The organism is Pseudomonas sp. ZY71, assembly GCF_036542145.1.
Taxonomy (GTDB): Bacteria; Pseudomonadota; Gammaproteobacteria; order Pseudomonadales; family Pseudomonadaceae; genus Aquipseudomonas; species Aquipseudomonas koreensis_A.
Genome location: NZ_CP144274.1, coordinates 6333645 through 6346543 on the forward strand (window position 1 = coordinate 6333645; position 12899 = coordinate 6346543).

At 60.3% G+C, this 12899-nt stretch carries 13 protein-coding genes; 6 read left to right on the top strand and 7 right to left on the bottom strand.

Annotated elements, in window-relative coordinates; genetic code table 11:
• Positions 1-42: 42 nt before the first annotated feature.
• Complete coding sequence (serA, locus tag VY732_RS28205; RefSeq protein ID WP_331692971.1) at positions 43-1272, top strand: phosphoglycerate dehydrogenase; 1230 nt, start codon at positions 43-45, stop codon at positions 1270-1272.
• Between the two features lie 63 nt (positions 1273-1335).
• Here serA and VY732_RS28210 read toward each other — a convergent pair whose 3' ends face one another.
• The gene (locus VY732_RS28210) at positions 1336-1761 is read right to left on the bottom strand and encodes a DUF4399 domain-containing protein (protein WP_034151953.1); all 426 of its coding nucleotides are present in this window, start codon (positions 1759-1761) and stop codon (positions 1336-1338) included.
• A 135-nt stretch (positions 1762-1896) separates the two neighbouring features.
• On the opposite strand from VY732_RS28210, the gene VY732_RS28215 reads away from it, so the two are divergent.
• Entirely contained in the window at positions 1897-2460 is a 564-nt protein-coding gene (locus VY732_RS28215) for a transporter substrate-binding domain-containing protein (RefSeq protein WP_331692973.1), read from the top strand.
• A gap of 286 nt (positions 2461-2746) precedes the next feature.
• Here VY732_RS28215 and VY732_RS28220 read toward each other — a convergent pair whose 3' ends face one another.
• Entirely contained in the window at positions 2747-3232 is a 486-nt protein-coding gene (locus VY732_RS28220; protein WP_212620820.1) for a DUF523 domain-containing protein, read from the bottom strand.
• A 1-nt stretch (position 3233) separates the two neighbouring features.
• Positions 3234-3866 (bottom strand): 2OG-Fe(II) oxygenase, encoded by a 633-nt coding sequence (locus VY732_RS28225; protein ID WP_077574950.1) that lies wholly within the window; start codon positions 3864-3866, stop codon positions 3234-3236.
• Positions 3867-3974: 108 nt separating this feature from the next.
• Between VY732_RS28225 and VY732_RS28230 the strand changes: the two genes are divergently transcribed.
• Positions 3975-4706, top strand: a complete 732-nt coding sequence (locus tag VY732_RS28230; protein ID WP_123593566.1) for a DUF2059 domain-containing protein — start codon at positions 3975-3977, stop codon at positions 4704-4706.
• A gap of 118 nt (positions 4707-4824) precedes the next feature.
• On the opposite strand, the gene VY732_RS28235 is transcribed toward VY732_RS28230, so the two are convergent.
• Entirely contained in the window at positions 4825-5772 is a 948-nt protein-coding gene (locus VY732_RS28235) for an alpha/beta hydrolase (protein WP_116028445.1), read from the bottom strand.
• A gap of 99 nt (positions 5773-5871) precedes the next feature.
• On the opposite strand from VY732_RS28235, the gene VY732_RS28240 reads away from it, so the two are divergent.
• Both VY732_RS28240 and VY732_RS28245 read left to right on the top strand, forming a co-directional pair.
• Positions 5872-6450 (top strand): DUF6436 domain-containing protein, encoded by a 579-nt coding sequence (locus tag VY732_RS28240; protein WP_331692977.1) that lies wholly within the window; start codon positions 5872-5874, stop codon positions 6448-6450.
• A gap of 102 nt (positions 6451-6552) precedes the next feature.
• Positions 6553-8961: a penicillin acylase family protein gene (locus VY732_RS28245; RefSeq protein WP_331692978.1), complete on the top strand. Its 2409-nt coding sequence runs from the start codon at positions 6553-6555 to the stop codon at positions 8959-8961.
• A gap of 180 nt (positions 8962-9141) precedes the next feature.
• On the opposite strand, the gene VY732_RS28250 is transcribed toward VY732_RS28245, so the two are convergent.
• Positions 9142-10107 (bottom strand): GlxA family transcriptional regulator, encoded by a 966-nt coding sequence (locus VY732_RS28250; RefSeq protein ID WP_331692980.1) that lies wholly within the window; start codon positions 10105-10107, stop codon positions 9142-9144.
• A 238-nt stretch (positions 10108-10345) separates the two neighbouring features.
• Here VY732_RS28250 and VY732_RS28255 point away from each other — a divergent pair, with 238 nt between their 5' ends.
• Entirely contained in the window at positions 10346-10987 is a 642-nt protein-coding gene (locus VY732_RS28255; RefSeq protein WP_331692982.1) for an HD domain-containing protein, read from the top strand.
• 140 nt (positions 10988-11127) lie between these two features.
• On the opposite strand, the gene VY732_RS28260 is transcribed toward VY732_RS28255, so the two are convergent.
• Positions 11128-12018 (bottom strand): ABC transporter permease subunit, encoded by an 891-nt coding sequence (locus tag VY732_RS28260; RefSeq protein ID WP_007913861.1) that lies wholly within the window; start codon positions 12016-12018, stop codon positions 11128-11130.
• Complete coding sequence (locus VY732_RS28265) at positions 12015-12896, bottom strand: ABC transporter permease subunit (protein ID WP_177412532.1); 882 nt, start codon at positions 12894-12896, stop codon at positions 12015-12017. The genes VY732_RS28260 and VY732_RS28265 overlap by 4 nt, the downstream gene beginning before the upstream one ends.
• Positions 12897-12899 lie beyond the last annotated feature (3 nt).

Sequence of the window (12899 nt, forward strand, 5' to 3'; positions counted from 1 at the left end):
ACCATTTCCTGCCATTTTTCTCCGGGATACAGGTTTACGCAGATGAGCAAGACTTCTCTCGATAAGAGCAAGATCAAGTTCCTTCTTCTCGAAGGCGTCCACCAATCGGCTGTCGACGTCCTCAAGGCGGCGGGCTATACCAGCATCGAATACCTGACAGGTTCCTTGCCGGAAGCCCAGCTCAAGGAAAAGATCGCTGACGCTCACTTCATCGGCATTCGTTCGCGCACCCAACTGACCGAAGAGATCTTCGATCACGCGAAGAAGCTGGTTGCGGTCGGCTGTTTCTGCATCGGCACCAACCAGGTTGACCTGAGTGCTGCCCGCGAGCGCGGTATCGCCGTGTTCAACGCGCCGTACTCCAACACCCGCTCCGTTGCCGAGCTGGTGCTGGCCGAAGCGATCCTGCTGCTGCGCGGCATCCCGGAGAAAAACGCTTCCTGCCACCGTGGCGGCTGGATCAAGTCCGCAGCCAACTCCTTCGAGATCCGCGGCAAGAAACTCGGCATCGTCGGCTACGGCTCGATCGGTACGCAGCTGTCGGTTCTGGCTGAAGGTCTGGGCATGCAGGTGTACTTCTACGACACCGTGACCAAGCTGCCGCTGGGCAACGCGACTCAGATCGGTAGCCTGACCGAACTGCTGGGCATGTCCGACATCGTCACCCTGCACGTTCCGGAAACCGCTGCGACCCAGTGGATGATCGGCGAGAAGGAAATCCGCGCCATCAAGAAGGGCGGCATCCTGATCAACGCTGCTCGTGGCACCGTGGTTGAACTGGACGCTCTGGCGGACGCGATCAAGGACAAGCACCTGATCGGCGCGGCCATCGACGTATTCCCGGTGGAGCCACGCTCCAACGACGAAGAGTTCGAAAGCCCGCTGCGTGGCCTCGACAACGTGATCCTGACCCCGCACATCGGTGGTTCGACCGCCGAAGCGCAAGCCAACATCGGTCTGGAAGTGGCAGAGAAACTGGTCAAGTACAGCGACAACGGTACCTCCGTTTCGTCGGTGAACTTCCCGGAAGTGGCCCTGCCGGCTCACCTTGGCAAGCACCGCCTGCTGCACATCCACGAGAACATCCCGGGTGTGATGAGCGAGATCAACAAGGTCTTCGCCGAAAACGGCATCAACATCTCCGGTCAGTTCCTGCAGACCAACGAGAAGGTGGGCTACGTGGTGATCGACGTCGACGCCGAGTACTCGGATCTGGCGCAAGAGAAGCTGCAGCACATCAACGGCACTATCCGTAGCCGTGTGTTGTTCTGATCAAGCGTTGAGCGACAAAAAAAGGGAGCCTTCGGGCTCCCTTTTTCGTGCACGGCGAAAAGGTTATTCGACGTTGACGGTGATTTTCTTCGAAACGATTGGTGGATCGAACGGCATGTGGCCGCTGTCGCCCAGTTCCAGCTGCAAGGTGTGCTTGCCCGGAGCCAGTTTGATGGTCGCTTCGGTCTGCGCCTTGCCGAAATGCATGTGGTTGGCATCGTTGGGAATCGGCTGACCGGCCGCTGGCAGCTTGTCGACGTCGATCAGCAAGTGATGGTGACCGGTATTCTTGGTGACATCACCGGCCGGTGCCAGCGCGACGTCCTTGGTGCCGAACTTGACCTTGAACTCTTGGGAAACCTTCGCCCCGTCTTCGGGAGAAACGATGAACACTTCGGCGCCTTTCGGGGCCGGTGTCGCCGCACTGGCCAGCACCGAAACGCCCATCAGCACACCCGCGAACGCTGCACGTGACATAAAGCTTTTCATTTTCTTCTCCAGTTTTTCCGTAAAATCCGCACGGTCATGACAACTTCATGACCATTCGTTGTCGAAGGCACTCGACAACCATAGCAAAGCGAGCCTGAATCAGAGCGTCGCGATAATGATTTCAAAGGAGTGACCATGCGTTTTCTGCCTGGCCTGATCTGCCTGCTACCCCTTTTGAGCCCTTTGGTTCATGCCGAACTGATTGATGACGTCAACGACCGTGGCGAGCTGCGCATAGCCCTTGAGGCTAATACACCGCCGTTCAATTACAAGGAAGGCGACACACTCACGGGGTTCGAGGTCGAGCTTGGGCAACTGCTGGCCAACGAGCTGGATGTGCGCGCCGACTTCATCGTCACCGACGAAGCCGACCTGCTCCAGGGCGTTGAAAGCGGCAAGTACGACGTCGCGCTCAACCACATAGCACTGACACCGGAGCTCAAGGATCGTTTCGACTTCAGCGAACCGTACGGCAAGGTCGATTCGCAGTTGCTGGCAAAGAAGGATGAGCAACCACGGCCGATGGTGCTGGTGCAGGCATTGACGGAAGAGAAGCCGAAAGCGGCGGAGCCGGTGGATCTGGCGATTCCGTTTCAGAAGGGTAATCCGGCGTTTCATGCCAGTCTGGCGAGCGCGATGCAGCGGATCAAGGCGGATGGACGTTTGGCAGCGCTGACCGAGAAGTGGTTGAAACCTTAAAAGCCCCTCACCCTAGCCCTCTCCCGGAGGGAGAGGGGACTGAATGGGGGATGCTTCAGAGATACGCCGACTTGGGTTGGCTATACCGAATCCGAAATCGACTGACCATGGCTTCGTCGACGCCATAATCGATCGGTCATGGCTGTGTCGAATCCATAATCGATCAGTCATGGCTGTGTCGAATCCATAGTCGAAAAGGTCTTTCAGGTCGATGGACAACGCCAGACACCACGGTCGGCCCCCTCTCCCTCCGGGAGAGGGCTGGGGTGAGGGCAACGATTCCGGATCAGTCCAAAGCAGCCAGTGCCAGCGCGGCCTGCGGCAATTCCAGTTCACTGAAAACCTGCACACCATGGCGCTTGAGCAACGCCGCCGTCACCCCTTCGCCACTGACTTTGACCCCACTGAACGTCCCGTCGTAAGTCAGCAAATTCCCGCAAGAAGGACTGTTGGCCTTAAGCACCGCCACGCGGATGCCATATTTCTGCACCAGCGCCAGCGCCTGCCGCGCACCATCGAGAAACTGCGCACTGACATCCTCGCCCTCAGTGGTGATCACCGCCGCGACACCATCGAGCACTTCACCACCCTGCCCGCCCGGAATCTCCGCCGCTGCCCGTGGCGTCGGCAAACCGCCCGCAACCTCCGGACACAACGGCACCACCCGCCCTTCGGCAATCCACTGTTCAAGCAAATCAAACGGCCCGCTCGCGCCACCGTCGTAACGCACGCGATGGCCCAGCAGGCAGCGGCTGACCAGAATCTTGTCCATGTCAGAACGGCTCGTTGCCACGGCGGCGAAACCAACCGGTCAGCGACAAGCGCTCGCGGTTCGCCGGCAACACTTCATGCGGCACTTCGCCGGAGAGAAACACCACCAGACACCCGCCCGTAGGCTGAACGTCGTGCACGCGTTCATCGTTCAGGTACATGCGCAACTGACCGCCATCCTCCGGCAGCCAGGCGTCATTGAGATAGACCACCACCGAAACCATGCGCTTGTCATCGTCGCGAAAACGGTCGACGTGCTTGCGATAAAACGCACCCGGCGGATACAACGCGAAATGGCATTCAAAGTCTTCAAGGCCGAGGAACAAGCCACGGTTGAGTGCCTCGCGCAGGCTCTCCATCAGGTTCAGATAACGGTCGCTGGCCTCGGCCTGACCGGGATCGATCCACTGGATGTGGTCGCCACGAATCCCCTCGCGGATCTCCGAAAAAGGCCCACGCCCCACCGCCGCCGGGGCCAACTCGCCTTCGGCCTCACGTTTACGGCACTCGGCCGCCAGCTCGCGGGTCAAACCGGCGGGCAGGAAAATGTTCTGCTGCGACCAGCCGTGTTCGGCCAGGTCATCGACAATGCGTAACAGCAGTGGGTGTTCAGAGGATATTTGCATGGCGCGCATAGTATGTCGGCGGCAAGAAATCCGACAGAGCCACGCGGCGGCTTGCTACGAATTCTCGACAAGTACCGGCACCGCACGGAGAATAGTCCGCTGCTGACAGGAGTCCCTATGCGCCGTTTGCTTTTTTCACTGTTGATGTTCTGCGTTTTGCCCGCCTGGGCGGACGGCCACGATCAGTTGTACAAGGTCGCCGGCTGGCCAGATCAACGTGCGCATTTCAACGACGCCCTGACGGCCGCACAGCAGCGCTATCAGAACAGCCTGCCGCCCGCGGTGTTCCAGGCCTTGGTCAACAACAGCAACCAGCGCTTTGCCCCGCAGGCTGTGGATCAACGTGCCGAAGCGCAACTGCGACAGAAGCTCGCCGACCCGAAACCGGCACTGACCTTCTTTCAATCGCCGCTGGGCAAGAAAATTGTCGCGGCTGAATTGCTCGCAACCCGTCGCGATCAATTGGCGAAAAACGCCAAAGGCCTGCCGAAGATGCAGGTCAGCGACAGTCGTCTGCTGATCATCGGTCACCTCGCCCAAGCCTTGCCTGCCCGTGAAGCCGGCGCCGAAGTCAGCCTGGCGATTGCCGGCGTGGCAGCGGACAGTTTGAGTTCGATGATTCCGGGGCTGCTCGGTGGCGGTCAGGCGCAAGGCATGCTCAATGGTCAGCGCCAGCGTTTGATGGATCAGATTGGCGCGGACATGAACAACACGCTGCTTTACGTCTATCGCGATCTGTCGGATGAAGAGCTGGAAGAATTTGCGACGTTTGCCGAGTCGGCTGAGGGCAAGGCGTATTACCAGGCGGCTTTGGCGGCGATCCGCGCAGGGTTGGCGGTCGGGCAATGATCTTCGTCGTCTCTTAGACCGCTATCGCGAGCAGGCTCACTCCTACAGGGGTACGCATTCCAAATGTAGGAGTGAGCCTGCTCCGGGCGGCGTTCCGACGATAGGGCCCTCACCAACGCTAAAGATTCCGGCCCCTGATCCGCTTGCTCAGAAACTCGAAATACTCCTCACGCATCTCCACCGTCTCATTCGCCAGATGATGCCGCGCCTCGGCCAGCAGCAGAATCTGCGGTCGATCAAACTTCCATTTCAATACCTGCAAATTGTGCTGCCAGTCCACGGTCATGTCCGCCTGCCCCTGAATGATCAGTGGCCGCCGCGGACTTTTTTTCGCGTGCTCGACGCGAATGATCCAACGCGACAACGCCCCCACCCACTTCGTCGGCAAGCGTCGCGGCTGCAATGGATCTGCCTGGAGAAACGGCAAGAAATCCGGATCGTTGGAGTTCTCGCTGAAGCGCCGCGCAACACCTCTGACAAAAGGCCTGAGCAGGTAATAGCTCAGCTGCGACCAACCCCACGCCCGCGGTCGCACCAGTGGCGCCATCAGAATCACCTGGCCCTGCGCCGGGCTGTTTTCAGCATGGTTGAGCAAGTGATCGACGACAATTGCCCCGCCAGTGCTCTGCCCAAACAAATGCCACGGCTGCGGCAGCGCGATCGACTGCGCCTCGGCGAACAAGGCCTGCAGGACGTCCTGGTATTCAGAAAAATCGCGAATGCTCGCGCGCGGCCCGCTCGACAGACCATGCCCCGGTAAGTCGCAGGCGATCACCGCGAAGTCCTGATCCAGCGCCCACTCGATCACATGCCGGTAGAGCCCGACATGATCGTAGTAACCGTGCAGCAGAAACAGTGTCGCCTTGACCTTCTCCGGCCACCAGCAATGGCTGACCACTTCATAACCATCGACTTCGAAACGGCCCATGCCACGCCAGACATCGCGATGGGGGAAATCGGTTTTATAAAACTGCTGGTACGCCTTCGCCTCGTCCGACAACGGCTGCCACTCGGCCAAAGGCTTGAGGCTGGCGCGGATTTGATCGGGGTCGAAAGTGGCAGGCATGCGGGAATTCCAAAGCGGTAAACAGACTTTATAGGCCTGCGATATTCATCTGTAGTGACAGACATGGCAAGCTAGCCGACCTTTCGAGGATCGAAAACCATGCGTTCGCCCTACCGCACCGCACTGCTTGCCAGCCTGCTCGCGCTGATTTGCGCCGGGGTGCTGTGGGCGGCGTACGACTGGTTTCAAGGGCGTTATCTGCGCGCATTCAGCGAACACACGGCGGTGTTCTCCGGTGATCCGTTGCGCCTGCCGGACAATCTCGCCGGTCCCGGCAAGATTCGTCTGGTGCATTTCTGGGACCCGGCCTGCCCGTGCAATGTCGGCAACCAACAACACCTGACCGAGATGGTCGAGCAGTTCGGCGCCAAAGGCGTGGAGTTCTTCGCCGTGCAAAAAACTGGCAGCCACGGGCAGTTGCCCGCGACCCTCAGCAGCCTGAAAACCATCACGATATTGCCCGGTTCCGAACAGGTGCCCGCCAGTCCCGCCGTGGCGATCTGGGACCGCAGCGGCAAACTGGCGTACTTCGGCCCGTACAGCGAAGGCCTGACCTGCAACTCCAGCAACAGCTTTATCGAACCGATTTTGAATGCCCTGACAGAAGATCGCCCGGTCAATGCCACGCACACCCTGGCGGTCGGTTGCTACTGCCCGTGGCCGGTGGAGGCGCAGTAAGGCATTCCGGACTTTTCAAGGACAGCGCTGCACGGCACAGAAGGTCTGTGCTAATTGTTTGCAGCCCGACGGGCGGCAATCCCGCCTGCACAAGGAGTCACCATGAAGCGCGTGTTCACCGTACTTGGCTTGCTCATCGTTGTCCTGCTCGCCGGCGTCGGCTGGTATGTCTACAGCAAACAACCGACGCGCCAGGGCCAGGTCGAACTGCGCAACCTGCAAGGTTCGGTGACCGTGCGCTACGACGAGCGCGGCGTGCCGCACATCCGTGCCGAGAACGAAACCGACCTCTACCGCGCCCTCGGCTATGTGCATGCCCAGGATCGCCTGTTCCAGATGGAAGCCATGCGCCGCCTCGCCCGTGGTGAGCTGGCGGAAGTACTCGGGCCGAAGCTGCTCGACACCGACAAACTGTTCCGCAGCCTGCGCATCCGCGAGCGCGCGGCCAGTTACGTCGCCAGTCTCGATAAACAGTCGCCGGCGTGGAAGGGCCTGCAAGCCTATCTGGATGGCATCAACCAATATCAGGACACTCACGCCGCGCCGATCGAGTTCGACGTGCTGGGCATCCCCAAGCGGCCGTTCACGGCGGAAGACAGCATCAGCGTCGCCGGCTACATGGCCTACAGCTTTGCGGCGGCGTTTCGCACCGAACCGCTGCTGACTTATGTGCGCGATCAACTGGGTGTCGATTACCTCAAGGTCTTCGATCTCGACTGGCAGCCCAAAGGTGTGCTGGTCAACGGTCACGCCAAACCGACGCCGGCCCTCGCTGCCGGCGACTGGAAAGACCTCAATACCCTCGCCCGCCTCAGCGAACAAGCGCTGGTCGACAATGGTTTGCCGCAGTTCGAAGGCAGCAACGCCTGGGTCATCGCCGGCAGCCGCAGCCAGAGCGGCAAGCCATTGCTGGCGGGTGATCCGCACATTCGTTTCTCAGTGCCGTCGGTGTGGTACGAAGCGCAATTGTCGGCGCCGGGCTTCGAGTTGTACGGCCATCATCAGGCGCTGGTGCCTTTCGCCTTCCTCGGCCACAACCTCGATTTCGGCTGGAGCCTGACCATGTTCCAGAACGACGATCTGGATCTGATCGCCGAGAAGGTCAACCCGGATAATCCGAATCAGGTCTGGTATCGCGGCCAGTGGACCGACATGGTCGTCACGCAGCAGCAGATCAATGTGAAAGGCCAGACGCCGGTCACCCTCACCTTGCGTCAATCGCCCCACGGCCCGATCGTCAACGATGCGCTGGGGACTGCTGCCGGGAAAACGCCGATTGCGATGTGGTGGGCTTTCCTCGAAACGCCGAACCCGATCCTCGAAGGCTTCTACCAGCTCAACCGCGCCGACACCTTGGCCAAGGCTCGCGCCGCAGCGGCGAAAGTGCAGGCACCGGGGCTGAACCTGGTTTACGCCAACGCCAAGGGCGATATCGCCTGGTGGGCCTCGGCACTGCTGCCCAAGCGTCCGGCCGGGGTGCGGCCGGAATTCATTCTCGACGGCAGCAGCAATCAGGCGGACAAGGACGGCTTCTACCCGTTCAGCGCCAACCCGCAGGAAGAAAACCCGGCGCGCGGCTACATCGTCTCGGCCAACTTCCAGCCGCTGTCGCCCACCGGCATGGAGATTCCCGGTTACTACAACCTTGCCGATCGCGGCCAGCAACTCAATCGTCAGCTCAGCGACAAGAGCGTGAAGTGGACCAATGAGGCCAACCAGAAACTGCAACTGGGCACGGCGACCGGTTATGGCCCGCGCTTGCTCGCACCGTTGCTGCCGGTGTTGCGTGAGGTGGTGAGCGATCCGGCGCAACTGAAACTGGTCGAGCAACTGGCGCAGTGGCCGGGCGACTATCCGCTGGATTCGGTCAGTGCAACGGTGTTCAACCAGTTCCTCTACGACCTCGCCGATGCCGCGATGCGTGATGAGTTGGGCAATGATTTTTTCGACACCTTGCTGTCGACGCGAGTGATTGATGCCGCGCTGCCGAAGCTGGCGGCGAATGCCGATTCACCGTGGTGGGATAACCGCAACACGCCGAACAAGGAGACCCGTGCCGATGTCGTGCGCACCGCGTGGGCAGCGAGCATGACGCATCTGAAGCTGACGCTTGGCGACGATGTTGCTGGCTGGAAATGGGGGACCGCGCACACGCTGACTCACGGGCATCCGCTGGGACAGCAGAAGCCGCTGGAGCGGATTTTCAATGTTGGGCCGTTTGCGGCGCCGGGCAGTCATGAAGTGCCGAACAACCTGTCGGCGAAGATCGGGCCTGCGCCTTGGCCGGTGACTTATGGGCCTTCGACGCGGCGTCTGGTGGATTTTGCCGATCCGGCGCATGGCTTGACGATCAACCCGGTTGGGCAGAGTGGTGTGCCGTTTGATAGCCACTATGACGATCAGGCTGAGGCGTATGTCGACGGGATGTATGTGCAGGCGCATTTCAGTGAGGAAGAGGTGACGGCGAATACGCGCAGTACGTTGAAGCTGTTGCCGATGCGGGCACCTTAAAAGCCCCTCACCCTAGCCCTCTCCCCGAGGGAGAGGGGACTGATTTGGGGATGCTCAAGGCTTACAGCGACCTGATCCTGCTTTGCCGAATCCATAATCGCTAAGGTCTTTCAGGTCGATGTAAAACACCAGACACTGCGGTCGGCTCCCTCTCCCTCCGGGAGAGGGCTGGGGTGAGGGTCACAGCTTCAACGCAAAATTCAACCGAAACTGCTGCGGCGTCACCCCCAACCGCCGGTTGAACACCCCGCGCATATGCTGCGCATCGCGAAACCCGCACTGATACGCCACCGTCTTCAACGGCGCCGCCGTGCTCTCCAGCATCACCCGCGCCGCATCCACCCGCGCCCTTTCGACAAACTCCGCCGGCGTAACTTTCGCCTCCCGAGCAAACACCCGCGAGAAATTACGCGCACTCATATTCGCTGCACTGGCCAGATCGGCAATCGTCAGATCGCCCGTGAGATTGGCCAGCACATACAACTGCACCATCGCCACCGCCGACGTCGGTTCCGCATGCGGCGTGAGGAACGGGCTGAACTGCGACTGCCCACCAGAGCGCTGAGTAAACACCACCAGCCGCTTGGCCACGCTCAGCGCCACTTCAGCACCGTGATCACGCGCCAGCAGATACAACGACAGATCGATCCCCGCCGTGACCCCGGCCGAGGTGTAGAGCGCGCCGTCCTCGACATACAAACGATCCGCGTCGACCTGCGTCGTCGGACACAACCGCGCCAACGCCTCGGCATCGTTCCAATGCGTGGTGACGGTGCGCCCTTCCAGCAATCCGGCCCGCGCAAGCATGAACGCACCATTGCAGATTGAACCGAAGCGCTGCGCCCGTGCGCAGGCCTCGCGCAGCCACTCGTTGAACGTCGCGCCAAAATCCATGAACGGCAGTTGCGGCCCACCGGCAACCAGCAGCAGGTCATAGGCGTCGAGTGCTTCGCTGAAATGCCGATGGGCATTCAGGGTCAAGCCGTTGGAACAGGCCATTGGGCCGTGCTCGACGCCAATTACCTCAAGCCGATAGTGATCCTCGGGCGGCAGGAAGCGGTTGGCCTCGGCGAACACATCCATCGGGCCGCTGACGTCCAGCGACTGCACGCCTGCGAACACCACGATGGCGATGGTTTTGTTCATGGCTGTGGATTCCCTTTCAAGAGCAAAAGATCGCAGCCTGCGGCAGCTCCCACAGGGGAATGCGGGGTTCTGCAGGAGCTGCCGCAGGCTCGGGCCGCGATCGGACGATCTTTTAGCTTGGCACGATTTGCAGGTGGATTGGCAAGGATCGCAGCCATGCATCGATTGTTCGCTTTCAGCGCCGGGAACAGACTTTCCCCATCAGCGCCACAACGGCGTTTCAGTGAGGAAACCTGCCATGAGCACGACCATCGCCGGCATCAAAATCCCCGACAGCACCCTCGCCCGGGCCACCACCGAGTACATCCGCGACATCGAGTCCGACCTGCTCTACCACCACTCGCGCCGGGTATTTCTGTTCGGTGCATTGAGCGGCGAGCGCCAGCAACTGGCCTACGATCCGGAGTTGCTCTACATCGGCGCGATGTTCCATGACCTCGGTCTGGTCGAAGGTCATCGCAGTGATGACGAGCGTTTCGAAGTAGACGGTGCCAACGCAGCAGCAGCGTTTCTCAAGCCGTACGGGCTCAGCGATGACGATATCGAACAGGTGTGGCTGTCGATTGCCCTGCACACCACGCCGGGCGTGCCCAAGCATCTGCGTCCGACCGTGGCACTGGTCACCGCAGGCGTAGAGATGGATGTGCTGGGCATGGATTACGCAGCGTTCAGCACCGTGCAACGCGAAGCGGTGGTGCATGCGCACCCGCGTGGAGAAGGTTTCAAGGAGTGCATCATCTGCGCGTTTGCCGATGGTTTGCGTCATCGTCCGCAGACCACGTTTGGTAATGTGAAGACCGATGTGCTGAAGGATCAGGAGCCGGGGTTCACGCCGATGAACTTTGTCGAGGTCATCCGCAACTCTCCCTGGACTGCGTAAAACCCATGTAGGAGTGAGCCTGCTCGCGATGGCGTCCTGTCAGTTGGAAATTTCCTGACTGACACTCCGCTATCGCGAGCAGGCTCACTCCTACAGTTTGAATTGGGTTGGTCTCGAGAGTGAGGCCAACCCATTAGTGCTTACGCAGCCTCCGGGCTTGGCGCCCGGCGCACGTCCGGCTGTTTCCATGAATCGGCTGCGCTTTCTTCGATGGCTTGCTGAATCGCCTTCTTGCGCGCTTCCTCGGCACGGCGGCTGAAGAACCAGACCATGAAGGTCACGATCGACACGGCCAGCAGAATCAGACTGGCCACGGCGTTGATCTCAGGCTTCACGCCCAGACGCACCGCCGAGAACACTTCCATCGGCAGAGTCGTCGAACCCGGCCCGGACACAAAGCTCGCCAACACCAGGTCATCCAGCGACAGCGCGAACGACATCATGCCGCCCGCCGCCAGCGATGGCGCGATCATCGGAATGGTGATCAGGAAGAACACCTTCCACGGCCGTGCACCGAGGTCCATGGCCGCTTCTTCGATCGACAGGTCCAGCTCACGCAGGCGCGCCGACACCACCACCGCGACATACGCCGCACAGAACGTGGTGTGGGCGATCCAGATGGTGACGATGCCACGTTCCTGCGGCCAGCCGATCATCTGCGCCATGGCCACGAACAGCAGCAACAGCGACAGACCGGTGATCACTTCCGGCATCACCAGCGGCGCGGTGACCAGACCGCCGAACAGCGTACGGCCCTTGAAGCGGGTGATGCGGGTCAGCACGAACGCCGCCAGCGTGCCCAGCGCCACCGCGGCAACCGCGGTGTAGCAGGCGATTTCCAGCGAGCGCAGCACCGAGCCCATCAGTTGCGTGTTGTCGAGCAGGCCGACGTACCACTTGATCGACCAGCCGCCCCACACCGTCACCAGTTTCGAGGCGTTGAACGAGTAGATCACCAGGATCAGCATCGGCAGGTAGATGAACAACAAACCGATGACCAGCATCAGGCTGGAGAAACGGATGCGCTTCATTCTTTACCCTCCATTTCCTTGGCCTGACTGCGGTTGAACAGAATGATCGGCACAATCAGGATCGCCAGCATCACCACCGCCAGCGCGGACGCCACCGGCCAGTCACGGTTGTTGAAGAACTCTTGCCAGAGCACTTTACCGATCATCAGGGTTTCCGGACCACCAAGCAGTTCCGGGATCACGAACTCGCCGACCACCGGGATGAACACCAGCATGCAGCCGGCAATAATGCCGTTCTTGGACAGTGGAATGGTGATTTTCCAGAAGCTGTTGAAGGTGCTCGAACCGAGGTCGGAAGCTGCTTCCAGCAAGCTTTGATCGTGCTTCACCAGGTTGGCGTACAGCGGCAGGATCATGAACGGCAGATACGAGTAAACGACGCCGATGTACACCGCGAGGTTGGTGTTGAGGATCTGCAGCGGCTCGTCGATGAAGCCCATGCTCATCAGGAAACCGTTGAGCAAGCCGTTGTTGCTGAGAATGCCCATCCACGCATACACGCGGATCAGGATCGCGGTCCAGGTCGGCATCATGATCAGCAGCACCAGCACCGTTTGCAGCTCTTTACGGGCAGTGGCGATGGCGTAGGCCATCGGGTAGCCGATCACCAGACAAAGGATGGTGCTGATCAGCGCCATCTTCAGCGAGCCGAGGTAAGCGGCGATGTACAACTCGTCGCCCGCCAGCATCGCGTAGTTGCCCAGGTTCAGCAGCAGTTGCAGCTTCTGCTCGGCGTACGTATAGATCTCGGTGTACGGCGGGATGGCCACGTCGGCTTCGGCGAAACTGATCTTCAGAACGATGAAGAACGGCAACATGAAAAACAGAAACAGCCAGATGAACGGAACCCCGATGACCAACTGCCGGCCATTGGGGATTAT